This is a genomic window from Ensifer sp. D2-11 (assembly GCF_054161295.1).
In genome coordinates this window covers 1172590-1199467 of record NZ_CP096433.1, presented here as the reverse complement: position 1 = coordinate 1199467, position 26878 = coordinate 1172590, and the positions used below count along the sequence as shown (strand labels likewise).

General features: G+C 61.3%; 26 protein-coding genes. 16 read left to right on the top strand and 10 right to left on the bottom strand.

The window, feature by feature from the left end:
• Positions 1-13: 13 nt before the first annotated feature.
• The gene (locus M1D34_RS05760) at positions 14-367 is read right to left on the bottom strand and encodes a DMT family protein (protein WP_003535339.1); all 354 of its coding nucleotides are present in this window, start codon (positions 365-367) and stop codon (positions 14-16) included.
• 213 nt (positions 368-580) lie between these two features.
• Between M1D34_RS05760 and uvrB the strand changes: the two genes are divergently transcribed.
• Both uvrB and M1D34_RS05750 read left to right on the top strand, forming a co-directional pair.
• Positions 581-3538: an excinuclease ABC subunit UvrB gene (uvrB, locus tag M1D34_RS05755; RefSeq protein ID WP_498781124.1), complete on the top strand. Its 2958-nt coding sequence runs from the start codon at positions 581-583 to the stop codon at positions 3536-3538.
• Between the two features lie 298 nt (positions 3539-3836).
• Positions 3837-4475: a hypothetical protein gene (locus tag M1D34_RS05750; protein WP_498781122.1), complete on the top strand. Its 639-nt coding sequence runs from the start codon at positions 3837-3839 to the stop codon at positions 4473-4475.
• Positions 4476-4744: 269 nt separating this feature from the next.
• Here M1D34_RS05750 and M1D34_RS05745 read toward each other — a convergent pair whose 3' ends face one another.
• Positions 4745-5362 carry a J domain-containing protein gene (locus M1D34_RS05745; protein ID WP_010969551.1) on the bottom strand — a complete coding sequence of 206 codons (618 nt, stop codon included), beginning with the start codon at positions 5360-5362 and terminating at the stop codon, positions 4745-4747.
• Between the two features lie 831 nt (positions 5363-6193).
• On the opposite strand from M1D34_RS05745, the gene M1D34_RS05740 reads away from it, so the two are divergent.
• On the top strand, positions 6194-6406 hold the full coding sequence (locus M1D34_RS05740) for a cold-shock protein (RefSeq protein ID WP_003535347.1): 213 nt from the start codon (positions 6194-6196) through the stop codon (positions 6404-6406).
• Between the two features lie 128 nt (positions 6407-6534).
• Here the strand turns inward: M1D34_RS05740 and dusA are convergent, their stop codons facing one another.
• Complete coding sequence (gene dusA, locus M1D34_RS05735) at positions 6535-7692, bottom strand: tRNA dihydrouridine(20/20a) synthase DusA (protein WP_498781118.1); 1158 nt, start codon at positions 7690-7692, stop codon at positions 6535-6537.
• Between the two features lie 368 nt (positions 7693-8060).
• Between dusA and M1D34_RS05730 the strand changes: the two genes are divergently transcribed.
• The gene (locus tag M1D34_RS05730; RefSeq protein ID WP_498781116.1) at positions 8061-8651 is read left to right on the top strand and encodes a hypothetical protein; all 591 of its coding nucleotides are present in this window, start codon (positions 8061-8063) and stop codon (positions 8649-8651) included.
• 159 nt (positions 8652-8810) lie between these two features.
• On the opposite strand, the gene M1D34_RS05725 is transcribed toward M1D34_RS05730, so the two are convergent.
• A complete protein-coding gene (locus M1D34_RS05725) occupies positions 8811-9059 on the bottom strand; it encodes a hypothetical protein (protein WP_498781114.1) in 249 nt (82 codons plus the stop codon).
• Between the two features lie 435 nt (positions 9060-9494).
• Between M1D34_RS05725 and M1D34_RS05720 the strand changes: the two genes are divergently transcribed.
• The 4 genes from M1D34_RS05720 (at position 9495) to M1D34_RS05705 (ending at position 11838) form a co-directional block, all read left to right on the top strand.
• Positions 9495-9731: a DUF982 domain-containing protein gene (locus M1D34_RS05720; protein WP_498781112.1), complete on the top strand. Its 237-nt coding sequence runs from the start codon at positions 9495-9497 to the stop codon at positions 9729-9731.
• Between the two features lie 443 nt (positions 9732-10174).
• Complete coding sequence (locus M1D34_RS05715; protein WP_003536846.1) at positions 10175-10384, top strand: hypothetical protein; 210 nt, start codon at positions 10175-10177, stop codon at positions 10382-10384.
• Between the two features lie 186 nt (positions 10385-10570).
• On the top strand, positions 10571-11257 hold the full coding sequence (locus tag M1D34_RS05710) for a fumarylacetoacetate hydrolase family protein (protein WP_003536848.1): 687 nt from the start codon (positions 10571-10573) through the stop codon (positions 11255-11257).
• Between the two features lie 50 nt (positions 11258-11307).
• Positions 11308-11838, top strand: coding sequence for a gamma carbonic anhydrase family protein (locus tag M1D34_RS05705; protein WP_010969554.1), 531 nt, complete (start codon positions 11308-11310; stop codon positions 11836-11838).
• 9 nt (positions 11839-11847) lie between these two features.
• Here M1D34_RS05705 and M1D34_RS05700 read toward each other — a convergent pair whose 3' ends face one another.
• Genes M1D34_RS05700 through M1D34_RS05690 form a run of 3 tightly spaced genes read right to left on the bottom strand, consistent with a single transcriptional unit; the run spans position 11848 to position 13971 of the window.
• Positions 11848-12243, bottom strand: coding sequence for a Fur family transcriptional regulator (locus tag M1D34_RS05700; RefSeq protein WP_003536852.1), 396 nt, complete (start codon positions 12241-12243; stop codon positions 11848-11850).
• Entirely contained in the window at positions 12243-13070 is an 828-nt protein-coding gene (gene znuB / locus M1D34_RS05695; protein ID WP_010969555.1) for a zinc ABC transporter permease subunit ZnuB, read from the bottom strand. The genes M1D34_RS05700 and znuB overlap by 1 nt, the downstream gene beginning before the upstream one ends.
• Positions 13063-13971 (bottom strand): ATP-binding cassette domain-containing protein, encoded by a 909-nt coding sequence (locus M1D34_RS05690; RefSeq protein WP_498781108.1) that lies wholly within the window; start codon positions 13969-13971, stop codon positions 13063-13065. Before M1D34_RS05690 ends, znuB begins: the two co-directional genes overlap by 8 nt.
• Positions 13972-14115: 144 nt before the next feature.
• Here M1D34_RS05690 and znuA point away from each other — a divergent pair, with 144 nt between their 5' ends.
• Positions 14116-15138 carry a zinc ABC transporter substrate-binding protein ZnuA gene (gene znuA / locus M1D34_RS05685; protein WP_498781106.1) on the top strand — a complete coding sequence of 341 codons (1023 nt, stop codon included), beginning with the start codon at positions 14116-14118 and terminating at the stop codon, positions 15136-15138.
• Between the two features lie 407 nt (positions 15139-15545).
• Here the strand turns inward: znuA and M1D34_RS05680 are convergent, their stop codons facing one another.
• Entirely contained in the window at positions 15546-15926 is a 381-nt protein-coding gene (locus M1D34_RS05680; protein ID WP_003536865.1) for an RcnB family protein, read from the bottom strand.
• A 128-nt stretch (positions 15927-16054) separates the two neighbouring features.
• Entirely contained in the window at positions 16055-17680 is a 1626-nt protein-coding gene (locus tag M1D34_RS05675) for a glycoside hydrolase family 43 protein (RefSeq protein WP_498781103.1), read from the bottom strand.
• A 350-nt stretch (positions 17681-18030) separates the two neighbouring features.
• Between M1D34_RS05675 and M1D34_RS05670 the strand changes: the two genes are divergently transcribed.
• Both M1D34_RS05670 and M1D34_RS05665 read left to right on the top strand, forming a co-directional pair.
• On the top strand, positions 18031-18606 hold the full coding sequence (locus tag M1D34_RS05670; protein WP_010969560.1) for a TRAP transporter small permease subunit: 576 nt from the start codon (positions 18031-18033) through the stop codon (positions 18604-18606).
• Entirely contained in the window at positions 18603-20396 is a 1794-nt protein-coding gene (locus tag M1D34_RS05665; protein ID WP_013844582.1) for a TRAP transporter large permease, read from the top strand. The genes M1D34_RS05670 and M1D34_RS05665 overlap by 4 nt, the downstream gene beginning before the upstream one ends.
• A gap of 107 nt (positions 20397-20503) precedes the next feature.
• Here the strand turns inward: M1D34_RS05665 and hisD are convergent, their stop codons facing one another.
• Complete coding sequence (gene hisD, locus M1D34_RS05660) at positions 20504-21802, bottom strand: histidinol dehydrogenase (RefSeq protein WP_127540158.1); 1299 nt, start codon at positions 21800-21802, stop codon at positions 20504-20506.
• Positions 21803-21981: 179 nt separating this feature from the next.
• Between hisD and M1D34_RS05655 the strand changes: the two genes are divergently transcribed.
• From M1D34_RS05655 to M1D34_RS05635, 5 genes are all read left to right on the top strand, one after another.
• Entirely contained in the window at positions 21982-22530 is a 549-nt protein-coding gene (locus M1D34_RS05655) for a cupin domain-containing protein (RefSeq protein WP_027989291.1), read from the top strand.
• A gap of 117 nt (positions 22531-22647) precedes the next feature.
• Positions 22648-23688, top strand: a complete 1041-nt coding sequence (locus M1D34_RS05650) for an ABC transporter substrate-binding protein (protein ID WP_027989292.1) — start codon at positions 22648-22650, stop codon at positions 23686-23688.
• A 108-nt stretch (positions 23689-23796) separates the two neighbouring features.
• Positions 23797-24861, top strand: a complete 1065-nt coding sequence (locus tag M1D34_RS05645; RefSeq protein ID WP_498781099.1) for an ABC transporter ATP-binding protein — start codon at positions 23797-23799, stop codon at positions 24859-24861.
• Positions 24858-26039, top strand: coding sequence for an ABC transporter permease (locus M1D34_RS05640; RefSeq protein ID WP_498781097.1), 1182 nt, complete (start codon positions 24858-24860; stop codon positions 26037-26039). Before M1D34_RS05645 ends, M1D34_RS05640 begins: the two co-directional genes overlap by 4 nt.
• On the top strand, positions 26036-26821 hold the full coding sequence (locus M1D34_RS05635; protein WP_498781095.1) for an ABC transporter permease: 786 nt from the start codon (positions 26036-26038) through the stop codon (positions 26819-26821). The genes M1D34_RS05640 and M1D34_RS05635 overlap by 4 nt, the downstream gene beginning before the upstream one ends.
• The last annotated feature ends 57 nt before the right edge of the window (positions 26822-26878 follow it).

Below are 26878 nucleotides of genomic sequence, written 5' to 3'. Positions count from 1 at the left end.
TCGTGGCGACGTCTCACCCCTTGAAGATGAACGACGCCCCGAGCGCGATCAGCGCGAAGCCGATGAGCTGATGCCAGCCGATCGGTTCCTTCAGCCAGAAAATCGAGAAGAGGACGAAAATGGTAAGCGTGATCACCTCCTGCATCGTCTTCAGTTGCGCCGCCGAATAGACCGAATGTCCGATGCGGTTCGCCGGCACGGCCAGCCAATATTCGAAGAAGGCGATCCCCCAGCTTGCGACGATGACGATGTAGAGCGGCGACGAAGTGAACTTCAGGTGGCCGTACCAGGCGAAGGTCATGAAGACATTGGAGAGGAGCAGCAGGATGACCGGCCAGACATAGGCAGGATTGATGGCAAATGGCATGGAAACCTCGGGAAGAGCGCGAATCGCACGCCGAGGATGCTCCGCCGAGTGCCGGCGTTGCAAGTGCCTTCGGCTGCCAGTGCAACGATGCGACCGTCGGTTCAAGCCGCCGCCTCGAAGGTCCGGGAAACGACGAGAAGATCGCGGCTTTCCGTTTCCCTTTTGTACTCGTTCCCCCTTCACTTTCGACCTGACTCTGTCCATATTCCCGCCATGGCCAGATCAACGAAGAATTCCCCGAAGAAATCGTCGGCACCCGGCGGTTTCGAAGAAGCCCCGCAGGCGCCGCTTTCCGGTACGCCGCTTTCCGGCAATGTCTCCGACTGGGTGAAGCAGCTCGAATCGGAAGCGGAAGCGAGCACCTTCGAGAGCCGGCGCGAGGTTGCCTCCAAGGCCGGCAGGCATCGCAAGAAGGTGGAGATCTCCGCGTCGAAATCGGCCCGCGGCACATCGATGGGCGGAACGACCGATCCGAAGACGCGAGCGGCCGCGGGGCTCAATCCGGTGGCAGGCCTCGATGTCGCCTTGGAGGATGCCGACAAGCTCACCTCGGGCTCCGGCGTCACCGCCACCGTCGAGGCGCTTGCGAAGCTCATCGAGAGCGGCAATCCGCTGTTCAAGGACGGCAAGCTCTGGACGCCGCACCGCCCGGCCCGGCCTGAAAAGTCCGAAGGCGGCATCGCGATCCGCATGCAATCGGACTACGAGCCGGCCGGAGACCAGCCGACGGCCATCGCGGACCTGGTCGACGGCCTCACCTCGGGCGAGCGCAATCAGGTGCTGCTCGGCGTCACCGGCTCGGGAAAGACCTTCACCATGGCCAAGGTGATCGAGGCGACACAGCGCCCGGCCGTCATTCTGGCCCCGAACAAGACGCTCGCGGCGCAGCTCTACTCCGAGTTCAAGAACTTCTTCCCGGACAACGCGGTCGAATATTTCGTCTCCTATTACGATTACTACCAGCCGGAAGCCTACGTCCCGCGCTCGGACACCTATATCGAGAAGGAATCCTCGATCAACGAGCAGATCGACCGTATGCGCCACTCGGCGACGCGTTCGCTGCTCGAACGCGACGACGTCATCATCGTCGCCTCGGTCTCCTGCATTTACGGTATCGGCTCGGTCGAGACCTATACGGCAATGACCTTCCAGATGAGTGTCGGCGACCGGCTCGATCAGCGGCAACTCCTGGCCGACCTCGTAGCGCAGCAATACAAGCGCCGCGACATGGATTTTCAGCGGGGCTCCTTCCGCGTGCGCGGCGACACGATCGAAATCTTTCCCGCCCACCTGGAAGATGCCGCCTGGCGCATCTCGATGTTCGGAGACGAGATCGACTCGATCACCGAGTTCGATCCGCTCACCGGCCAGAAGACCGGTGACCTCAAGTCGGTGAAGATCTACGCCAATTCGCACTATGTGACGCCGCGGCCGACGCTGAACGCCGCGATCAAGGCGATCAAGGAGGAAATGAGCCAGCGCCTCGCCGAACTGGAACGCGCCGGGCGCCTTCTGGAAGCGCAGCGGCTGGAACAGCGCACCCGTTACGACATCGAGATGCTCGAGGCCACCGGCTCCTGCCAGGGCATCGAGAACTATTCGCGCTATCTCACCGGCCGCAGGCCGGGCGAGCCGCCGCCGACGCTGTTCGAATATATTCCCGACAATGCGCTGATCTTCATCGACGAGAGTCACGTCACCATTCCGCAGATCGGCGGCATGTATCGCGGCGACTTCCGCCGCAAGGCGACGCTCGCCGAATACGGTTTCCGCCTGCCCTCCTGCATGGACAACCGGCCGCTGCGCTTCGAGGAATGGGACGCGATGCGCCCCGACACCATCGCCGTGTCGGCAACGCCCGGCGCCTGGGAGATGGAACAGGCCGGCGGCGTCTTCGCCGAACAGGTGATCCGTCCGACCGGCCTCATCGATCCGCCGGTGGAGGTGCGCTCCGCCAAGACGCAGGTGGACGACGTGCTCGGCGAGATCCGCGAGACCGCAGCCGCGGGCTACCGCACCCTCGTCACCGTGCTCACCAAGCGCATGGCCGAGGACCTGACCGAATATCTGCACGAACAGGGCGTGCGGGTGCGCTACATGCATTCCGACATCGACACGCTGGAGCGCATCGAGATCATCCGCGACCTGCGCCTCGGCGCCTTCGACGTGCTGGTCGGCATCAACCTCCTGCGCGAGGGTCTCGATATTCCCGAATGCGGCTTCGTCGCCATTCTCGACGCCGACAAGGAAGGCTTCCTGCGCTCGGAAACGTCGCTCATCCAGACGATCGGCCGCGCCGCCCGTAACGTCGACGGCAAGGTCATCCTCTATGCCGACACGATCACCGGCTCGATGCAGCGGGCGATGGAGGAGACCAGCCGCCGCCGCGAGAAACAGATGGCCTACAATGCCGAGCACGGCATCACGCCCGAATCGGTCAAGGCGAAGATCTCCGACATCCTCGATTCGGTCTACGAACGCGACCATGTCCGCGCCGATATCTCCGGCGTCGCCGGCAAGGGCTTTGCCGATGGCGGCCACCTCGTCGGCAACAATCTCCAGGCGCACCTCAACGCACTCGAAAAACAGATGCGCGACGCCGCCGCGGACCTCGACTTCGAAAAGGCCGCACGCCTGCGCGACGAGATCAAGCGCCTCAAGGCGGCCGAACTGGCAGTGCTGGACGATCCGATGGCGCGAGAGGAAGCGAAATCGCAGGAGAGCAGCAAGCGAGCCAGCAAGGGGGTGCCCGGCACAACGGACTCCCTCCCCCTTGTGGGGAGTGTTGGGGAGGTGAAAAGCGATGGGGAGGGAAAGACACAGTCCTACTTCCAAAAGCCCTCGCTCGACAATATGGGACCGGGGACCGACACCGAACGTCCCCTCTTCCGCAAACCCGAACTCGATGAAATGGGCCGCGACGTGGCGATCCCTTCTTCCCGCGGCCGAGAAGAAGGTGCCCGAAAGGCAGATGAGGGGCAGTCGCTATTCAGGAAAAACACCCTGGACGAAATGACCGTCGGCCGCACGGAGAAGCCGGTACCGGGACAGGCACCGGAGAAGCCGACCCTCACCCGCGCCAAGCCGGGCGTGGGGTCCTACGAGGATCCGGCGGAGGAAAAGCGGCGCAAGAGCCGGACAAAGGGCAAGACAGGGCGTCCGGGACGGTGAGCCGGTCGTATCAGAATCCGACGATCTGCTGAGCCGCTTACCGATCACGAAGCACTCGCTGCCGCCGCAGTCGCAACCGGCTCCACCCGGTGCTGGGCCTTTCCGGACCGTCGAATTGCTCGAGAGGGTCGCTGCAAGAGGCGGCCGTAAGAACGCGTCCAAGGATACGCTAACTACCCCCTTTTTTTAGTGGTAATCCGAAATGATTAGCCCGACATACCACTCAAACCCATAAATTTTTATGGAACATTTCTCTCCCGGTTCGAATTTAAGTTGACACTAATTTAGGGAGAAAAACATGAAAACCCTGGATGTATTTCTTACGAGCACCGGCCTGGCTCTGATGGTCGGTTTTTCAACTTCGACAACGATTCCCGCACACGCCCAGAACCTTACGGGCCCCATGCTCGTGGCTGAGCAGTGCAGCCCTCTGACGGACGCCAATTACGAAGCATGCTGCATGGCTCAGAACAGAGCGGATATCCTCACGGCCGGGCAAATAGAGCAATGCCCGCCCCTCTCCACGGCGGCCATCGGAAATTCGTTTTCCACGACCTCCACCGACAGCGGTCCTCGCAACCTGAACGGCGATGACGGCGGCGGTGGCGGCGGCGGCGGTGGCGGCGGCGGCGGCGGTGGCGGCGGTGGCGGCGGTGGCGGCGGCGGTGGCGGCGGCGGCGGCGGTGGCGGCGGTGGCGGCGGTGGCGGCGGCGGCGGCGGCGATCCCGGCGGTGGCGGTGGCCAAGACACCGGCAAGGGTAACCAAGACCATGGCAAGGGCAACCAGGACAACGGCAAGGGCAGCCAGGACAATGGCAAGGGCAGCCAGGATAACGGCAAAGGCAGCCAGGACAACGGCAAGGGCAGCCAGGACAACGGCAACCAGGACAACGGCAAAGGCAGCCAAGATGGCGGCCTCAAAGGTAATCAGGATTAACCAGGTCACGATCACCGCGATGGCGGGAAGTCGGGCCACTGAAGGATTGGTTGCAAGAGCGCTCGACCGCAAATGACCAGGACGTCGTGCCGGCTTTTCATAGCCGGCACGACGTCCGCGCCCTGACCACGCGCACTACATGCGTGCAGATCCGGGTGCGTTGCCGGCGAGCATCCAGCTCTGAAGGTAACCACGGCCGGACGGGAACCTATTTCACAGTGGAAGTGCTCCAACGAGCGGTACCCTGGCATGGACAGGCGGCACCTGCTCTACTCCGCCGCGCGCGCCTTCGCCTCCACCGCTTCCAATTCGTAGGAATATCCCTCGAGCATGGTGTAGGCCTGCTCGATCGCCTCGATCTGGGCTTCGGCATTCCTGATCGCCTCGGCGATCGACTGGCTGCGGGCGCGCAGCATGGAGCCGAGCACGTCTGTCTCGGGCCGCCGGCCGAGGCGGTCGAGATGCTTGCGCACGCGGGAGCGGTGGCGTTCCAGTTCCAAAATGTGGAAGCGGTTCTTGACGATGTCGTCGGAGAGCTTGCGCCGCATCGCCGCGACCGGATCGAAACTGCCGGGCTCGCGCTCGTCGAGAATGAAATCGTTGACGAGCGTCTCCAGCATCATCAGGCCCTTCAGGTCTTTCGGGTCGGCGAGTTGCGGATCGTAGCCGGTGTCATCGTAGACTTTGCGGCGCACCGGGTCCTTCAGGAGGTCGTAGGCCGCCTGCAGCTTGCCGAACTTCTCGGCATCACCGCCGCGGTCGGGATGCGCGGTCTTCACCGCCCGACGGTAGGCCGTCCGGACCGCCCGTTCGTCGGCGTCGCGCTCAATTCCAAGGAGGGCATAGGGATCGATCACGCCGGCCACCTGCTCATCGTCAACTCGCATATTCGTCTCCGGTATAGACCTACCGGTTCGCCGCGGCAGCAGCAAGCCCGCGAGGCCCGTAGGGAGAGCGCAGGCTCAACCTAAGGCCTGTTGAGATTCGGGATACCTGCCACGGCTTGTTCGATCTCCTCATCCCTGTGCTCGTCACAGGGATCCAGCCAGACCAAGTCCTTGGGCTGAATGAACTCTTCCCGCGCCGCAGACGCGGCGCTGCTGGATCTCTGTGACGAGCACAGAGATGAGGAGGAGGAGAGATTGCAGTCCTCCGATAGGTTTCCTAGGATCAATCTCAACAGACCTTAGAGCGGGATGAGGAAAAGTGTGTGCGATTTTCCGCCCGCATCCCGCTTAAACTATTGGAATCGATCACGTTCATGTTTCTAGGTCGATCCGACCTAAAAACATCGTGATCCAGTGCCGGGACGAAAATGTGGTCAAACGAAGCAATCCACGACATTCGTCCTGCGGCAGATGGCACCGAGAGGTCACGCCGGCGCTTCGGCATAAGGCATCGCCGCAGGTGCGAGGTCGCAAGAACTCCCCCTTGCCTTTTTCGCGGAATACTGCCAATCCTATCTCTGTTCGGGCGTTTTCAATCCCGGAGACTGGACTTTCGCTTTGAGCCTGGCTTGACGCCGGGACTGCCGCAAGCGGCATCGTAGACGTCTTTTCCCCGATATCGTGACCACTCGACGCCTTTCAGCGCATTTCGCTGAAGACGACACGTTCGCTTCCTCCCGGGGGCGCGGACACACTACCTAAAGCAACCGATGCGTGATATTGAAGCGCAGGGTTGCGGCAAAGACAGACTGAAGGAAAAGGACTTCTTCCATGGCCACCAAAGGCATCGTCAAATTCTTCAACCAGGACAAGGGTTTTGGTTTCATCACGCCGGAAGGCGGTTCGAAGGACGTTTTCGTCCACATCACCGCTGTCCAGGCCGCAGGCCTCACCACATTGAACGATGGCCAGGAGGTCAGCTTCGACACGGAGCCGGATCGCATGGGCAAGGGCCCGAAGGCCGTCAACCTCCAGGCTCTCTAAGCCTGGCGTTCGACAAAGCTTGAAGAGCGGCGCTTCGCAAGAGGCGCCGTTTTTCGTTGGAGAGCGCCCCATCCGGCCTGCCGCCCACCTTCCCCTCGCCGGCGGAGGAGACTCGCGCCGCAGTCGAGCTACTCTGCCGCCTGCCTTGCCGTTACCGCCTCGAACACCGCGTCGAAGGCAGCATGGATCACTTGCGGACCGGCGTCCTTGCGGGTGGCCTCGGTAGAGAGTATCTGACGATAGCGCCGCGCGCCGGGCCAGCCCTGGAAGAGCCCGACCATGTGCCGCGTGACGTGGATCAGCCGGCCGCCATTCTCGATATGCGCGGCGGCATAGTCCGCCATGGCGTCACGAATCCCGGACCAGAAATCCAGCGACAGTTTATGGTCATGATCGGAAAAGCCGTCGCGATCGACCGGCATGGGCTCGGCCCCCGTCAGCGGGTGGACGAAATAGCCGTCGGCGGCCGTCAGCAGGCCGCTGTCGTGATAGGCCGCACGGCCGAGCATCACGCCGTCGAGAGGAGCACCGCACGCCGGCTCTGCCGCAGTCCCGGTGGTTCGTCCCGTCCGCAGCGACAGCGGATCGAGGTGGGATAGCGCCTGATCCAGCCTTTGAAGACCCCCATTGAGACCGATGAAAAGATTCGCATTTTCCGCCTTGAGCCGGTGTACGAGGCCATAATCGAGCGGCGGAATCTCGCGATTCTCTCTCGGGCTCAGCCCTTTGAGCCATGCCTTGCGGGCATGCACCCAGACGGCATCCGTTCCGGCATCCTTGACACGCTGGACGAGGTCGCGAAGTGCTACTTCCGGATCCTGATCGTCGACGCCGATGCGACATTTGACCGTGACGGGAATCTTGACCGCCGCCTTCATCGCCGCGATGCAGTCGGCGACCAACGCCGGCTCCTGCATCAGGCAAGCGCCGAAGGTGCCGGACTGCACCCGGTCTGACGGGCAGCCGACATTCATGTTGATCTCGTCGTAGCCGAAGCCTTCGGCGATCCGCGCCGCCTCCGCCATCTTCGCCGGATCGCTGCCGCCGAGCTGCAGGGCGACCGGATGTTCCGAGGCGTCGTGGCCGAGCAGCTTTTCCCGGTCGCCGCGCAGGATCGCATCTGCGACGATCATTTCCGTATAGAGCAGAGCATGGCTCGAGAGCTGGCGCGCGAAGAACCGATAATGACGATCGGTCCAATCGATCATAGGCGCCACGGCAAAAACGGGTCCCCTGAAGTACCTGTTTTCTCCCCTCTTCCCGTCAGTTTGCACCGATTCCATCATGTCTCGTCAGCTCTCGTTTGATCCCTTTTAACCCGTTTTGCGTTGCCATTGCTACATGCGGCAGCGGCCCGAGGCTTGTAGCAAATCACGTGCACAATCGTCGAGTGAAAGAGAGATCGTTAATATAACCGATAGAAGAAACAGATCAGAACCAGATTATTGGATGTATTGTTCCTTCGCAATTAATACTGTCGATTGCATCTTGTGGCCAAAATCGGGCAGCTCTCGGCGCCTGCAACTGGATATTCTGTTGCAGATCAGTCAGTTATAATATTCTTGCGTAAGCCAGCACTTTCTGTGCCATCCTGCGCCGCGCTGGAGGCTGAGGTTCGAAACATGTCCTAAACTTTAGGGAAGGAAGCAGGACAATGCGTAGAACAGGAAAAACTATCATCGGCTCATTGCTTGGTCTCGCCTATGTCGTTGCCACGCCATTTGCCTCACTAGCGTCGTTCGATGACGGCCTGCGTCAGAGTACAGCGCTCGCCGGTCCTCATGGTGACGTCCTTGTCGTTGCCGACGCCGGCAGCGCGCCAGGCGGAAGTCAGGAGACTGGCTCAGGTGGCGGCCAGGATACCGGTTCCAGCGGCGGTCAGGATAGCGGCTCCGGCGGCGGCGAAGGCTCCGGCGGCGGCCAGGATACCGGCTCTGGTGGCGGTCAGGATACCGGCTCTGGCGGCGGTCAGGACACCGGCTCCGGTGGTGGCCAGGATAGCGGCTCCGGCGGCGGCGAAGGCTCCGGCGGCGGTCAGGACACCGGCTCCGGTGGTGGCCAGGATAGCGGCTCCGGCGGCGGCGAAGGCTCCGGCGGCGGTCAGGACACTGGCTCCGGCGGCGCACAGGATAGCGGCTCCGGCGGTGGCGAAGGCTCCGGCGGCGGTCAGGACAGCGGCTCCGGCGGCGGTCAGGATACCGGCTCAGGCGGTGGAGAAACCCCGGCTTCCACTTCGAGCGACTGACACAGCACCAATAGTCGCTGAATCACGATGATTTCAGGTCGGGTCGACCTGACATCATGAACGTGATCGACTCTAGGAAGTTAGGGCGGGATGCGGACGGAAAACCGCACACTTTTCTCCTCATCCCGCTCTACTGCCACAGGCAGAGGCGGTTGAAGCTCATTGAAACCCCGCCTGACGGAACCACTCCTGAATGCCGGCAAGAACTTCCGCTTTGGCGCCCTCGAGCGTCGGCGCGTAGCGGAAGCCTGTTTCACCGGTACCGTTGCAATGGGAGATACGCCAGGCCCAATCGCTCATGGCCTGCCGTTTCATGATAAAGGCGACTTCATGTATGCCAAGCATCGCGCAGAAAGTCCCATTCTGCAGCGGCAACCAAGTCAAACGGATCTCTGCAACCGTCACCATTCCAGCCCTCCAACAGCAGAAAAGGTATAGAATGGGGGCCAAGTGCTTGAAACCCCGCCATTTAAGGGGATGCAGCGCAATGCGGGTGGCGAAGGAAAGGACAACTCCAGATAAGGGCTTGTTCGGCGATGAGCTAGCGCCCCTTCCGGCGAAGATATCCGGTCGGCCGCAGCGGCGGCGGACAGAAGCAAAATTGTGTTTCAGCAAAATTGCGGACAAACCGGAATCCCTGAGCTACATTGAAGCGCTTGGCTCGGTCTCCGGCCTTTCGCGGCAGGGAACCGGGGCTGACCCGGCAGCGTTCTTGTACATGATCCCGGGAGCGGGAAAGCGGCAGTCGAAGCCGGTGTCCGTCGCTTTGTCGCCCGATTGGAACCGAACATACCCACGACGCGGGGCACGATTGCCGCGTCGCTGCGATCCAGGAGGAGAAGCATGCAGGTCTTGTGGAGCAATCCCATCGAGCTTGGAATGACCGGGGATGACGTGCGCATGGTCAAGGGACCGTCCGATGCGCTCCGGTGCCTCGCGGACCATTGGCCTTATCGCGGCCCCTACTACGTCGCCGCGCGCAGCGCGTGCCGCGCCGCGATCGACGGGCGCCGTACCTGCGAGGAAGCACGCAGACTCTTTCTTTCCGCCGCTGAGGAGGCGCGCCTTAAAGCGCACTAGCTCACGATAACCCGAGCAACCGACCGCGACACGTGATCGATCCTTTGCGTTGGCGGCTGCCGGTGACGATGGCGAATGGCGAATGGCGTGATCCTCCGCCTCCTGCGCGGATCATTGCTCGGCGCCTCCAGTCGGGGCCCATGTATTCGTAATACAATTCTTGTGCGGCGCAATATTCGCCTGCACCCAGTCGGACCGCTTGAAAAACAAAGAAACCGCTAATATAACCGATCCCGAGATTTAATCCGCGAATATGGGAATGCGACCTTCGCAATCGCGCGGTCCAGCCTCGAAATAAGTCGGAAATCTTCGCCAAACCGCCCGATTTCTGTCGTGAAGGCTTCATCTTGCGGGGTTATATTTTAGTCCGTCTCACAAAAACCAATATCGAATGTTTAAGGTCCCATCAAAAGAGGGACATAAGAAAATAATACGGGAGAGCTATGATGAGAGAGCGTAATCTCTATCGTATCGTCGAAGTCAGCATGAAGCGCGAAAGCGGCCGGAAGGAAATCGGCATCATGACCGTACGCCAGGCCCTTGAGCTTCCCCAGGTACCGAGCCTCGAATACAGCCATCCGGAGCTAAACTCGCGGTCCGACGGGCGCTTCCTCACGCGTGACCAACTCGAGGCCTATGCGCGCTGCGCCTGAGCCCGAGAGCGCGGCTCCGGCATCATCCTCATGCTCTGCCTATTGCAGCAGCCCGTCCGGCTGCTAACGTCCTTCTCTCCAGATTCGCTTCGGCGTCGCCCTGACTTACCGGGCGGTGCCGGTGCGTCGATTCTGCGAACGAACCGCTCGGGCCAGACCGAGACCGAATGATGGAGCCGGACGATCATGCAGACAGCCCTGACACCCCCGCCGCTCATCCTGCTGCCGATCTCCGGCAGTTCCGTCGGGTTTCCGGTGCGCCGGGTCTATTGTGTCGGCCGCAACTATGCGGCCCACGCCCGCGAGATGGGTCACGACCCGGACCGGGAGGCACCCTTCTTCTTTCAGAAGAACGCCGACAATCTTCTGCCGCCGGGCGAGAATTTCCCCTATCCGACGCGCTCTTCCGACGTTCACCACGAGGTTGAACTGGTCGTCGCGATGCGCACCGGCGGAGCGGACATTCCCGTCTCGGAAGCGGCAGATCACATCTTCGGTTATGGCGTCGGCATCGACTTCACCCGCCGGGACCTGCAGGCGGAAGCGAAGAAGGCCGGCAAGCCGTGGACGGCCGCCAAGGCGTTCGAGCATTCCGCTCCGGTCTCCGCGATCGTCCCCGTCACCGCGATCGGTCATCCCGCAAGCGGCAACATATGGCTCAAGGTCAATGGCGAACTGCGCCAGCAGGGCGATCTTGATCAAATGATCTGGAAGGTGCCCGAAATCATCGCCGAACTGTCCCGCCTCTTCACTCTCGCACCGGGCGATATCATCATGACCGGGACGCCATCAGGTGTGGGTCCCGTCACGCAAGGCGATGTCGTCGCCTGCGGCATCGACGGGATCGGCGCGATCTCCGTCAATATCGTTTGAGAAACAGGAAGAGCGAAAGTCACCGCCTTCGATTAAAGGACGCAGCCGCCATGCCGCTTTACGCTCTAGGACCGCTCAGACCGCAGACGCCGACCGAAGGCAGCTATTGGGTGGCGCCGGACGCCAATATCATCGGGCAGGTTGAGCTCGGCGAGGACGTCGGCATCTGGTTCGGCGCGACGCTGCGCGGCGACAACGAGCCGATCCGCATCGGCGCGCGCACGAACATCCAGGAGGCCGTCATCATCCATGTCGATCCCGGTCACCCGGTTTCTATAGGCGAAGGCTGCACCATCGGTCACCGGGCGATCGTTCACGGCTGCACCATCGGCGACAATTCGCTGATCGGCATGGGAGCGACGATATTGAATGGCGCGAAGATCGGCCGCAATTGCCTCGTCGGCGCCAATGCGCTGGTGACCGAGGGGAAGGAATTCCCCGACAATTCACTCATCGTCGGCGCTCCGGCCAAGATGGTGCGGACACTCGACGACGCCGCAGTCGAGGGATTGAAGCGTTCGGCCGAACATTATGTGAAGAATTGGCAGCGTTACGCCGCCCAGTTTACGCTGCTGGATTGATACGCGGCCTTACGCGCAGCTCTTGCAGTGTCCGCGGATCTCGATCGTCGTCTTCTCGGTCTTGAACTCCTGCGCCCGCACGAGCGTGGAAAGCCGATCCTCGATCACCTCGTCATGAAACTCGGTCACCTGGCCGCAGCCTTCGCAGATGGTGAAGGCCGTGACGCCGTGGTCGTGCTCGTGTTCATGCGGGCAGCTGCAGGCCACGAAGGCGTTGAGGCTCTCCAGCCGATGAACCAGCCCGTATTCGAGCAGCTTGTCGAGTGCGCGATAGACCTGCAGCGGTGCGCGAAAGCCATTGTCGCGCAGCTTGTCGAGAATGGTGTAAGCGCTCATCGGACCGTCCGAATGGGCAAGCGCCCCCATCACCAGCGACTGGTTCTTGGTCAGTTGGGGCGTAACCATCAGTGATGTCCTCCATGCGAAGTATGCGGGGCGCTCTCGATCCGGCGGCCGACCGGCAGCAGACTCAGCACGAAAAGGACCAGCGCCGCAACCACGATAGACGGTCCCGACGGCGTATCCCAATGAAGCGAGCCGAAAAGCCCGCCGGCAACGGCGACCGCGCCGATCAGCGAGGCGCAGACAGCCATGACTTCCGGAGACGAGGCGAAGCGACGGGCGGTCGCCGCCGGTATGATCAGCAGCGAGGTGATCAGCAGGATGCCGACGATCTTCATGGCGATCGCAATCACCAGAGCCATCAGCAGCATGAAAAAGAACCGCGCCCTTTCGGGATTGAGGCCTTCCGCTTCGGCCAGCTCCGGATTGACGGTCGATGCGAGCAACGGCCGCCATAGATAGACGAGCGCGAAGATCACCAGAATGCCACCGCCCCAGACGATGTCGATATCGGCGCGGGAAACCGCGAGGATGTCGCCGAAGAGGAAGCCGACGAGGTCGATCCGGACCCAGGTCATGAAGGCGACGATGACGAGGCCGATCGACAGCGCCGAGTGCGAGAGGATGCCGAGCAGCGCGTCGGTCGAGAGCGCGCCGCGCTTCTGCAGGAAGAGAAGCAGCACCGAGACGACCGAGGCGACGATAAACACGCTTACCATGAGGTTGAGGTCCATGAGCAGCGAGAGCGCCACCCCGAGCAGCGCCGAATGCGCCATCGTATCGCCGAAATAGGCCATGCGCCGCCAGATGACGAAGCAACCGAGCGGCCCGGCGACCATGGCGATGCCAATTCCGGCGACGAGCGCGCGAATGAAGAAATCGTCAAGCATCGCGCTTCTCCGTCCCGTCGTAACCCTGGAGCCGCGCGTGATGGCCGCAGCCGCAGTCCGGATCGTGGTCATGAATGTTGTCGGCCTCTTCGTGATGATGATGGCCGTCGCCCGGGAAGCAGCTTTCAGTGATGCTGCCGTCCGCATGCAGCACCCGCCCGTCCGGGAGGTGCGTGTGGTCGTGGTGATGACTGTAGACCGCAAGCGCGCCGGCGGCCCGGCGGCCGAAGAGTTTGAGATATTCCGGACTCTGGCTCACCACCTGCGGCGTTCCGCGACAGCAGACATGGCCGTTGAGGCAGACGACCGTATCGGTTTCCGCCATGACGATATGGAGATCGTGGGAAATGAGCAGGATACCGCAGCCGGTGCGGTTGCGGATCTGCTTGATCAACTCGTAAAGGGCTATCTCCCCGGAAAAATCGACCCCCTGCACCGGCTCGTCCAGGACCAGCAGGTCGGGTTTGCGGGCGATAGCGCGGGCAAGCAGCGCCCGCTGGAACTCGCCACCCGAAAGGTGCTGTACCTCGGCCTTCGCCATGTGCAGCATGCCCGTCGCTGCGAGCGACTCCTCGATTTCCCGACCTTTAAGCGGCCCCGTCAGCGTCATCAGCCGCTCCACCGTCAAAGGCAGCGTCCAGTCGACCGCAAGCTTCTGCGGCACATAGCCGACCTTCAGCCCTGCGAGCCGCTCGACGTGTCCCTCATCCGGCTTGAGAACCCCGATCGCCGTTTTTGCCGTCGTCGACTTTCCCGATCCGTTCGGCCCTACGAGGGTGACGATCTCGCCGCGGCTGATCGAAAAATCGACACCGCGCACGAGCCACCTGCCGTTTCGCCGCACCCCGGCATTGGCGAGGCTGACCAAGGGCATCGTTTCTGGTGATCGGAAGTTCAACATCAAAAAGTTCCGGCTGGTGGTTGCCACTGGCTATCGCACACGTTATAGCATAACGCAATTGATGTAATAACATAACAACGCCGTTACAAGCAATGTCCGGCCGTAAAAGCCGGCTGCAGCCCACCGGACAATTCGGAGAAAACGATGAAATCGACGACTGCCCTCCTGTTCGCCTCGACGCTTCTCCTGGCCTCCCCCGCATTTGCGGCGGCGCCCAATGTGGTCGTCTCGATCAAGCCGGTCCATTCGCTGGTCGCCTCGATCATGCAGGGCATCGGCGAGCCCTCGCTCATCGTCGAGGGCGGCGCCTCCCCTCATACCTACACCATGAAGCCTTCGAACGCCGCGGCACTGCAGGCGGCAAAGGTCGTGTTCTGGGTCGGACCCGGCCTCGAGGCGTTCCTCGACAAGCCGCTTGATACGCTCGGCACAGGAGCCCAGGTGGTCGAACTCGGCGAGGCTCCCGGGCTCGCGAAGCTGAAGTTCCGCGAGGGCGGCGCCTTCGAGGGGCACGATCACGGTGAAGAGGGCCACGGCGAGGAAGCGGGCCATGAGGGGCACGAGGATCACGGCGATGCCCATGCCGGCGAAGCGGACGGTGCCGAGCACGCCGATAAGCATGACCATCACGATCATGCCGAAGGCGAGTTCGACATGCATATGTGGCTCGATCCGATGAACGCCAAGGCCATGGCGACCGAGATCGAGAAGACCTTGGCCGCGGCCGATCCGGCCAATGCCGCCACCTACAAGGCAAATCTGGAGAAGTTCAACGCGCGGATCGACGCTCTCGACAAGAGCCTCGCCGAGACGGTGGCTGCCGTCAAGGACAAGCCTTTCGTCGTCTTCCACGATGCCTATCAGTATTTCGAAAACCGCTACCAGGTGCGCGTCGCCGGCTCTATCACCGTCAGCCCTGAGGTGCTGCCCGGCGCCGAGCGGCTCTCCGAGATTCGCGCGAAGATCAAGGAATTAGGCGCGACCTGCGTCTTCGCCGAGCCGCAGTTCGAGCCGAAGCTCGTCAGCGTCGTCATCGAAGGCACGCCGGCGAAATCCGGCACGCTCGATCCGGAAGCCGGCACCCTCGAGGCTGGACCGGATCTCTACTTCCAGATGATGGAAAACATCGGCGCTTCGCTGAAGGAATGCCTTTCTTCGGCGAGCTAAGTGTCGGCGAGCTAAGTGTTTAGTCCCGGCATTTGATGGATTGGATCGGCCCTGAAGCGCGTTCGGGCTCTTTTGACCAGCATTTGCTAGGGCCTGTGAGATCCGGAATACCCCCCGCGGCTTGTTTGATCTCCTCATCCCTGTGCTTGTCACAGGGATCCAGCCAGACCAAGTCCTTGGGCTGAAAGAACGTTCTCCGCGCCGCAGACGCGGCGCTGCTTGATCTCTGTGACAAGCACAGAGATGAGGGTGAGGAGAGATTGCAGTCCTCAGAGAGGCTTCCTAGACCGCGCAGTCGGCAAGATGGCTTGCATACGCGCAAACGGCAGCTGCCGTGACACCCCCCCTCCCAATCTCCTCGTTCCTGTGAAAGGCACAGGAACGAGGGCCGCGGAGACGCGACGGCGTCAATAAGCCGATGCAAGGCCTGCGATCACGCCCGTTGCGAGGCTGATCAGCAGAAAGTCATTGTCGACACGCACCCATTGCTGGCCCCGCGGCGGCGGCCGCAGCTTGTAGCGGCGGTAGTCGCGGACATAGGCCATGTGGCGCCGCTCGGACGGGCTCAGCCTGTGGCCGCGCGCCCAGCGGTGCTTCTTGATGATCACGCGCTTTTCGACATGCTTCTCGACGTGTCGGTCGACGCGTTTCTCGACATGTCGATCGACGTGCCTGTGGCGATTGCGATCATGCGCCTGCGCAAGCTCGAAGGAGCCGGCCGGCTGAGCAAGCGCCATCGGAGTGGCGAGGAATGAGCTTGCGACGAGCGCGATCAGAAGGCGTTTCATGGGGTTTCCCTTTCGTTATTACCCCCCGAAACTAAGCCTCCCTTCCTGAACCGAATATGAAGCCTGACATTACAAATAAGTAATGATTACCGATGCTTATAAGAGTTCCCTCATAAGCGTACGGCATTTCAAACGCTGAGCGCCTGGTAGCGGAACCGGTCGAAGTCGGCAGGCGTCGCGCAACCCGAGATGTCGAAAGCGAAAATGCCGGCGAACGCCCCCGTGAAGGAACCGTGCTCGCCGCGCCCGCCTTCGTCCGAAATCACGCCGGCGTCGAGCACCGGCCCGATGGTCAGCCACTCTGCCTGGGCCGCTCCCCGCCAGAAGAACTGGAGATCGTTGTCTCTGACCTCCATGGCGAGTTGAACTGGACCGTCCGGTACGACGAAACCGCTGCCGACCGGATAGGTCAACCGCCCGTTCGGAAAATCGCCCGGACAGGAGAGTATGGTGAGGACGCGTCCGAGGGTTTCGTGCCGTGTGACACCGAGGGCATGGAACTTGTGCCGGTTATAATAATGGGTCAGTCCCGCGACCTGCTGATAGGTATCGGGAGCGAAATCGACGACGGCTTCTGCGCGGAAGGAATGGTGTTCCTGCCGCCGCGCCACCAGCGCCTGCTCGAACCAGCTGCCGATGCTCTCGCGGCCGAAGAGCCGGAGATGCCCGGTCCGGGCGGCTAACGAGAAGATCCGCTCCGGTACCGGAGTGCGCAGCCACTGGAACTCCGGCGGAAGCACCTGCTCGTCGAAGTCCGTTTCAAAGAGGACGCGCTCAGCGACTGTTCCCGCGGCTCCCGGCGCGGGCACGGTCACCTCGGGAACCGGCCCGCCATTTTCGAGATAGAGCCAACCGTCCTCCCGCCAGACGCATTTCTGCAACGCAGTCTCGCGCCCGAGCGTGCAGCGTCGCTGCGGCGGCAGCGGCCGGCCGCAAAGATGCGTATGATAGGCCTGGCCGTCCGGCGTCTCGACATATTGCCCGTGCCCCGCCCGTTGCAGAGCTGCCTCCGGGTGATCCTTGGAGGTGATGAGATGAACATTCGGGTGCATCTCGTAAGGTCCGTCGATCGTGCGGGACCGCGCCATGCCCACGGCGTGGTCGTAACCTGTTCCACCCTCGGCGACCGTCAGGTAATACCAACCGTCGCGTTTGAAGAGATGCGGCCCTTCGACAAGGCCGAGCGGACTGCCGGCGAATATGTTCTTCACCGGGCCCACGAGCTTGCGGGTCCGCTCGTCCCATTCCTGCAGCAGGATACCGTCGAAAGCGGGGCTCTTGGGCGAGCCGGCGAAGCTTTCCGAGCGGTGGTTCCATTGCATGTTGAGAAACCATTTGCGGCCATCGTCGTCATGGAACAGCGACGGATCGAAGCCCGACGAATTGACATAGACCGGATCGGACCAGGTGGCCTCCACCGCTTCCGCCGTCACGATGTAGTTGTGGGCATCCTTGAAGTTGCCGTCCAGGCGTTTGACGTCGGTGTAGACGAGCCAGAACAGCCCGTCGCAATAGGAGAGGCACGGAGCCCATACGCCGCAACTGTCGGGATTGCCGCGCATGTCGAGCTGACGTGCGCGCTCGAGCGGGCGGCGCACGAGCCGCCAGTTCACGAGATCGCGCGAATGGTGAATCTGTACACCGGGGTACCATTCGAATGTCGAGGTCGCGATGTAATAGTCTTCGCCGACCCGACAGATGGATGGGTCCGGATTGAAACCGGGCAGGATCGGGTTCCGGATCGTCGCGGTCATCTCTTGCATCTCCCTCTTCGCGGTGCCGCATCCAGCCCCATGCTCACCGTCTTTTCAAGACCTTTCACGCAAGCGCTCCCACACCGGCGATCCTGGCAGTTTGGCACCTCTCGAATCGCCTGAAATCCCCTGCACGGGCTTTATTTTCCACGAAAGCTGCGGCGGAACATCGGCGGGAATCGCGCTCGCGTGCCTAAGTTTTGATCATTCGCCGGCGGAGTGTATTCGACTTTCGTCTGAGACCCCGCCCCTATCCCGGAAAATCGACCGTCGCACTTGAAAGCAGGCTTGAAATGGGCACTCTGCCTGTGCTTGGCAAAAAAACAAAAACCATTGCGGGGAGGAACTCGATGAAACCGTTACTCGGCTTCAGCCGATTGATCGACGCCATTACCGAAAGGATCGGCAAGGCGGTCTCTTGGCTTATTCTGGTGGCCGTGCTCGTGAGCGCCGGCAACGCCGTCATCCGAAAAGTGTTCAACATGTCGTCCAATGCATGGCTGGAGGCGCAGTGGTATCTCTTCGGCGCGGCCTTCATGTTCGCTGCCGCCTACACGCTGAGCCAGAACGAGCACATCCGCATCGACGTCGTCTACGGAATGTTCTCGCGCCGCGTGCAGCACTGGATCGACCTCTTCGGGCACGTCTTCTTCCTGATGCCCTTCGTGGTTCTCATGCTCTATTACCTCGTACCCTACGTACGGATGTCCTATGTCTCGGGCGAGCTTTCCTCGAGCGCCGGGGGGCTCATCATATGGCCGGCGAAAGCGATCCTGCTGATCGGCTTCGTGCTTCTCGCGCTGCAGGGCGTTTCGGAAATCATCAAAAAAATCGCCATCATGACCGGGAACATGGATGATCCGACGCCTTACGTCCCGGCCCATGCACCGCTCGATGACGCCGTTGCGCCGGAGGCCCGTTCATGATCGAGTTCGTCGCTGAAAACCTGGCGCCGATCATGTTCGTGTCGCTGATCGTATTCCTTCTGCTCGGATACCCGGTCGCCTTCTCGCTCGCCGCCAACGGTCTCCTGTTCTTCATCATCGGCGTCGAACTCGCGCCTTTGTCCGATTCCATCAATCTTTCCTGGCCACTGCTGAACGCACTGCCGGAACGGTTCTGGGGGGTCATGTCGAACGACACGCTTCTCGCCATCCCCTTCTTCACCTTCATGGGCATAGTGCTCGAACGGTCGGGCATGGCCGAGGACCTTCTCGACACGATCGGCCAGCTCTTCGGTCCCGTGCGCGGCGGACTTGCCTACGCGGTCATCTTCGTCGGCGCGCTGCTTGCGGCGACCACCGGCGTCGTCGCAGCTTCCGTCATCGCGATGGGCCTGATCTCGCTGCCGATCATGCTGCGCTACGGCTACGACCGGCGCATCGCCTCCGGCGTCATCGCCGCCTCCGGCACGCTTGCACAGATCATCCCGCCGTCGCTGGTGCTGATCGTTCTTGCCGACCAGCTCGGCCGCTCGGTCGGCGACATGTATGCCGGCGCCCTCATCCCCGGCCTCGTTCTGACCGGGCTCTATATGGGCTACATCCTGCTGATGACCTTCGTGAAGCGGCACTCCATGCCGGCGCTGCCTCTGGAAGCGCGCACGCTCGGGTCCGGCGTCACCTCGCTTGCGATCGCGCTCCTGGTCGCCTGCGCGATCGCCTATGCGGCCCACGTCTATCTTTCGCCGACGCAGGGCGAAAACGCGGACATCCTCGGCGCGACGGTGGGCATCATATTCATCTACCTGGCCGCCCTCGCCGACAGGACGCTCAAGATCAACGCGCTTTCGCGGCTGGCGCAACAGGTGATCATCGTTCTGATCCCGCCACTGGCCCTGATTTTCCTCGTCCTCGGGACGATTTTCCTGGGCATCGCCACACCCACCGAAGGCGGCGCCATGGGAGCCGTCGGCGCGCTCGTCATGGCGGCCGGCAAGGGCCGCCTCAACATGGAAGTGGTCCGCGCCGCACTCGCCTCCACGACGCGGCTCTCCGCCTTCGTTCTGTTCATCCTGATCGGCGCCCGCGTCTTTTCGCTCACCTTCTACGGCGTCAACGGGCATCTCTGGGTGGAGCATCTGCTGACGGCCTTGCCGGGCGGCGAAATCGGCTTCCTGATCGCCGTCAACGTGCTCGTCTTCTTCCTGGCCTTCTTCCTCGATTTCTTCGAGCTCGCCTTCATCATCGTCCCCCTGCTCGCGCCGGCGGCCGACAAGCTGGGCATCGATCTGATCTGGTTCGGCGTGCTGCTCGGCATCAACATGCAGACGAGCTTCATGCATCCGCCCTTCGGCTTCGCGCTCTTCTATCTGCGTTCCGTGGCAGCCAGGGTGCCCTATCTGGACAGGGTGACCGGCAAGATGATGCAGCCCGTGACGACCGGACAGATCTATTGGGGCGCCGTGCCTTTCGTCTGCATACAGGTCGTCATGGTTGCGCTGACCCTCATGTTCCCGCAGATGGTCCTGCATTATAAAGGCAGCGGCGCGGCGGTCGATCCGTCGACGATCAAGATCGAGGTCCCGGGCTTCGGCACCGGCGGCGGCGGTCTTACCCTGCCCGACAATGGCGGCGGCCTCGGCCTTCCCGGCGGCCTGCAGCTGCCGGGCGGCAGTCCGCTCGACGGGGGTGGCCAGCAGCCGGCCCAACCGAATACGGCGCCTCAACAGAACAATCCGGCCCCCGATCTCAGCGCACCGCCGTCGTTCAACTGAAGTGCGTTCCACAAGCGGGCCGACGACTTACTCTTGGCCGATACAAAGAAGCCACCCGGCAGCGGCTGGGTGGCTTCTTTGCCGGACTCAGCCTTTGGGAGGACGGATCACTCGGCAGCGAATTGGCGGGGGCTGAGCCTCAGAGCGGCTGCGCGACGATGGCCTTCGAGTCGTTCTGTAGCGCTCTGCCGTACAGCGGCAGGAGCGACAGCGGCAACGCCGCGTTCATCCAACCATTGATGCGTGCAGGTTTTGACGTATGAGCCAACCCAGAGTCCACCCGTATACCGGCCAGCGGCCATGGTCGGAAGGGTGTGGTTGGTGCCGCAGCACTTGTCGGAGTAAACCACGCTGGCCAGTTCGCCGATGAAGAGTGAACCGTAGTTGCGGAGCTTCTTGGCGGTGGCCTGCGGATCGCGGGTGTGAACCTGAAGATGCTCGGCTGCGATGTAGTCCGAATAGGCGATCATCGCTGCTTCGTCTTCGCAGACGGTGATCTCCCCATAATCCTTCCAGGCAACCGACGCGACATCGGCAGTCGAGAGGCCCTGCAACTGCTTTTCGACTTCGACCAGGGTAGCTTCCGCGAGCTGGCGGTCGGTCGTGATCAGACCGACGCGGGTGCGAACATCGTGTTCTGCCTGAGCAAGGAGGTCGGTCGCGATCATAGCAGCATTGCCGGTTTCGTCAGCGACGATGAAGATTTCGCTCGGGCCGGCAAGCTGGTCGATGCCGACCTGACCAAACACCTGGCGCTTGGCTTCGTTGACGAATGCGTTGCCGGGGCCAACGATCTTGTCGACCGCCGGGATTGACTCGGTGCCTGATGCCATTGCTGCGATTGCCTGGGCTCCGCCTACACGGAAGATGCGATCTGCACCCGACAGATGGCAGCCCGCGATCATTGCCGGATGTGCGTTTGGCGGGAGGCAGGCAATTACCTGGTCGCAGCCGGCGACTTTAGCCGGTACGATGGTCATGACCGGAGCCGACAGGAGAGGATACCGACCGCCAGGCACATAGCAGCCCACGACCTCGATCGGGATAACGCGGTGGCCGAGGTGCAGACCCGGCAGTGTTTCGATTTCGAGCGGGAGGATGGTCTTGAGCTGAGCTTCGGCAAAGGCGCGGACGTTCGCGATGGCGAATTCGGTGTCTTCGCGGGTCTGCGGATCGAGTTCTGCTACGGCCTTCAGCCTCTCTTCTTCGCTTACTTCGAACCTTTCAAGCTCCACTTTATCGAAGGCTGCGGAATATTCGCGAACAGCGGCGTCTCCACGCTCACGCACATTTGCGATGATTTCCTTGACCGTCTTCTCGACCGAAGCCGTGTCGGAGACTGCGTCACGGGTAGGCTTCTTGATCTGGGTGAACCTGTCTTTCAGTGCAGCGAGACGCGATGTCATTAAAATCTCCTGTGTGCGGTGATGTCTCAGCATCGTGGAACCGGGGCAGACGGGCAATTGCCCGCAAACCACCCGTTCAGTATTCTCACCACTTTGCGAGCGCGGCGATCTCCGGACGTAGGAAGCTCACGCCCGGGGTGCCATGCTGGGGAGAACCGGTCAGATGAAGGAATCGACGAATGCCGAAAATCGGAAGCAAACTTCGTGAACTGCGCCGGAGGCGAGACTTGGGCGTCAGAGAACTGGCTGCGCGGTCCGGCATTTCGCATTCTACGATCTCGTTGATCGAGCGAGACCGGATGAGCCCATCGATCGACACGCTCGGTGCGGTCCTCGACGCCTTGGGCACGACATTGCCCGGTTTCTTTTCCGATCTGCAATCGAGCCTTCCATATACGCCGTTCTATTCCTCGGCCGACCTCATCGAGATTGGAAAGGCTGACACGATATCCTACCGCGTCATTGGCCTCGACCACCCGAACAGGCAGATGCTTATGCTCCATGAACGTTACGCGATCGGCGCGGATTCCGGGGAGGAATTCACCCATGCGGCACAGGAGGCCGGCATGGTGCTGTCCGGAGCGGTCGAGGTGACAGTGGGCAACCAGAAGCGTGTCTTGGGCGCGGGTGACGGCTACTATTTCGATAGCCGGCTTCCCCATCGCTTCCGCAACGTCCACGATGGCGAGAGCGAAATAGTGAGCGCGATTACGCCGCCGACCTATTGAAGCAGGCGTCACCCGATCCGAGTGGTGAGAATAGTGACCAGAGCGGTTAATCCCCTTCCCAAACCCCTGAAAACTGCTTTGTATCGTGCAGTCGAAAACACTAATGGGGAGGGTTCGATGAAAATCCTTAAAGCTGCTGTCATTGCCTCTAGCGTCCTGATGACGAGCGGCGTCGGTGCGCAAGCACGCGACCTGACAGTCGTATCCTGGGGTGGGAATTTCCAGGACGCGCAAAGAAAAATCTTCTTCGAAGCATTCGCGAAGGAAACTGGAAAACCCGTTCTCGATGAAAGCTGGGAGGGCGGATACGGCGTATTGCAGGCCAAGGTGAAGGCCGGCGTGCCGAACTGGGATGTCGTTGAAGTCGAAGCCGAAGAATTGGCTCTGGGTTGCGCCGACGGCATCTACGAAAAGATCGATTGGCAGAAGATGGGTGGGAAGGAGGCTTATCTCCCGGCGGCCGTCAGCGACTGCGGTGTCGGCAATATCGTCTGGTCGACTGGCCTGTCCTACGATGGTGCCAAGCTGGCGGAAGGTCCGAAGACCTGGGCCGATTTCTGGGACACGAAGAAATTTCCCGGTAAACGCGGCCTGCGCAAGGGACCCAAATATGCGCTTGAGTTCGCCCTGATGGCAGATGGGGTCCCTGCGGACCAGGTTTACGACGTTCTGAGCGGCGAAGGCGGCGTTGATCGCGCATTCAAGAAACTAGATGAACTGAAGGCGGATATCATCTGGTGGGACGCCGGGGCACAGCCGCTCCAGCTGTTGTCTTCCGGGCAGGTGGTCATGACGTCCGCATATAACGGCCGCATCAGCGGGATCAATCGCAGCGAGGGCAAGAAGTTCGGCTTCGTTTTCCCCGGCAGCGTCTATGCAATCGACAGCTGGGTAATCCTGAAGGATAGCCCGAACAAGGACGCCGGCATGGACTTCATCGCTTACGCGAGCAAGGCTGAAAATCAGGCGAAGCTTCCGGAGTATATCGCATACGGGCTTCCGAACCTTGGCGCGACCAAGCTCGTTCCGGAACAGTTCCAGAAGGAGCTGCCGACAACGGAAGAGAACCTGAACGGTGCGGTCGCACTCGACGTAGACTTCTGGACAGACAACTCGGAAGAGCTCACTCAGCGCTTCAACGCCTGGCTGGCTCAGTAGGCGATCGCCGCAATTATCTTACCGCCGCTCTGTTGCCCCGATCGATGGGGCAACATAACCCTTGAATCATTTAGGGGGTGGCCCTCCTCCATTTTTGCGCAGGTGACGATGGGCAACGCATTCATTCACTTCGACAAAGTCAGCAAAGCGTTCGGCGCCATGACCGTCGTCGATAAACTGGACCTGGCCATCGAGAAGGGCGAGTTCGTCAGCATGCTCGGACCATCCGGTTCAGGCAAGACTACACTTCTGATGATGTTGGCCGGCTTCGAGGCCCCCACCAGCGGTTCAATTTCCGTCAGGGGTAAGCGGGTCGATGCGCTGCCCCCCGATAGACGGAACATGGGCGTGGTTTTCCAGAACTACGCTCTGTTCCCCCATATGACAGTTGCGGAGAATGTGGCGTTTCCGCTCAAAATGCGACGGGTGTCCCGCAGCGAGATCGTCGATCGCGTCGGCAAGGCTCTCGATATGGTCCAACTCGGGGCGTTCAAGGACAGGAGGCCGATCCAGTTGTCGGGCGGTCAGCAGCAACGTGTAGCGCTGGCGCGAGCGCTCGTCTTCGAACCCGAAGTGGTTCTTATGGATGAACCGCTCGGGGCCCTGGACAAAAAGCTTCGCGAGCAGATGCAGATGGACATTCGCGACATCCATCATCGATTGGGCCTGACCATTGTTTTCGTGACACATGATCAGGCCGAAGCGCTGACGATGTCGGACAGAATCGCCATCTTCAATCACGGAAAGATCGAGCAGATCGGCACGCCATCTGAAATTTATGACCGTCCGGCGACGCAATTCGTCGCCGAATTCATTGGCGAAACCAACTTGCTCAGCGGCAAAGTGACGATGTTCGAAAACGGCTTGCTGGGTGTTGCGGTCGAGGGCGGCCAGCAGATCAAGGTCGCCACCTCCGCAAAATATGAGTCGGGCAAGCATGTTAAAGTCTCAGTTCGCCCGGAGCGCATCGAACTCGGCCCCTCCGACGGGCCGAGGAATGAATTGAAGGTCAGGGTTTCTGACGTCGTCTATCGCGGTGACCACCTGCAGGTCGTCGTCGACGCGGCGAACGGGTCTCTCGTCGTCAAGTCTACCAGGAAAGCAACCACGCCTCGGATCGGTGACGAGGCGGTCGCTTCGTTCTCACCCGAACAATGCTGGATCGTCGCATGAAGCAACGCTCCTGGCTCCTGCAGCACGCCAAATCATTCGTCCTGATTGCGCCCTTGGCGCTATTCCTTCTCTTCTTTTTCGTCGTCCCGCTGGGAACCATGATGAAGGCGGCCGTTTCCGATCCCGTCGCGTCCCGCGCGCTACCTACCGTAGCGGCTGCGCTCGAGGGATGGGACCGCTCAAGCGCTCCGCCGGTCGAGGCACAGAGAGCGCTGGTCGTAGACATTCAGGGAATACAGGACGACGAATTGTTTGGTGACCTCGTTCGCAGGCTGAATAGCGCCAAGTCGGGTTTCCGAACATTGATGAGCAAGACCAGGACGGCCGTTGCCGAGGACCCTGGCCTCGGTGACCTCGCTTCCGTCGATCGGCGATGGAGCGACCCGGCATTCTGGATTGCAGTCCAGGACGCTGCAAGCTCGCCTGTTACAGACCGAAATCTTCTTGCAGCAGTCGATCTGACGCGTGACAAGAACGGCAACGTGGTCGATGCGCCTGCCGGCACCTCGGCAAATCGCGAAACGCTGCTTCGCACCATCGTCATGGCAGGCATGGTGACCGTCTGCACCGTGTTGATCGGCTTGCCCTTCGCGATGGTGGCTGCCTCGACCACCGGCTGGAAGCGTCAACTCTTGCTCGGCGCGGTTCTGCTCCCGCTTTGGACATCGCTCCTCGTCAGAACAGCCGCCTGGTACATCATTCTGCAAGACAATGGTCTGATCAACATGACGCTCCAGGCAATCGGCCTGACTGACGGGCCATTGCCTCTGATCTTCAATCGGTTAGGCGTTGTCATCGCCATGACCCATGTCCTGCTTCCCTTCATGGTATTGCCGATCTTCAGTGTTTTGATCGGCATTCCCAAGAACCTGATGCCAGCCGCGGCCTCGCTTGGCGCGTCACCTATCCGGTCATTCCTTTCGGTGCTTCTACCACTCAGCCTGCGAGGCGTCGTATCCGGATCGTTGCTCGTGTTCATGAGCGCCCTTGGGTACTACATCACGCCTGCACTGATCGGCGGCGCAAAGGATCAAATGATCAGCGCCGTGATCGCCTATTATGCAACAGGCGCGGCCAACTGGGGCATGGCAGGTGCCCTCGGGATCGTTCTCCTGACCGCAACGATCATTCTTTACGTCGTTTACCTGCGGCTCTCATCCGAGGAGGCAAGGGCATGAGGGCGTTTCCCCTGTCCAAGGCGATATTCGGCTCGGCCGTCGTCATCTTTCTCATGGCACCGCTATTTGCCATCCTGCCGCTGGCCTTCACCGACAGCGTCTTCCTCAACTACCCGATCCCTGACTTTTCCCTGAGATGGTTCGATGAACTGTTCACTGCCGACGCCTGGCGGCGCTCGATTATCAACAGCCTGATCATCGGAGCAGGAACGACGGTGCTTGCCACCGTGCTGGGAACGGTTGCCTCACTTGGGCTTCGCGGAAAATCCGCATCGCTCCTGTTCGGTTTTTTCCGCACGGTGTTCCTGCTTCCGATGGTGGTTCCAGCGGTGGTGCTGGGTGTCGGCATGCAGTTGATGTTCGCCCAGTATGGGCTCGCCAATACCTATTTGGGAGTGATCGTCGCTCATACGGTGATCGCCATCCCCTTCGTGGTGGTGAACGTCACGGCCGCACTGCAAGGCATAGACCGCCGGCTTGAAAACGCTGCGGCGAGCCTCGGGGCATCGCCGACCGTCGTCCTCAAGACGGTTACACTGCCCTTGGCCATGCCCGGAATCATTTCAGGAGCAGTCTTCGCGTTTGCGACCTCGCTGGATGAGGTGGTGCTGACGCTGTTCGTCGCGGGTCCCAGCCAGAGAACCGTTGCACGGCAAATGTTCTCCACGATCCGCGAGAACATCAGCCCCGCCATTGCTGCCGCCGCATTCCTGTTCATCGCGGGCACCGTCCTGATTGCAGCCTTGGCTTACTTCGTTCGAAGGAAGCGGCAGGTCGCGTGAGCTGGATCGGCGCATTCTCATGAAAAAAAAAAGCCGCGACGGAAAACCCGCGCAGCC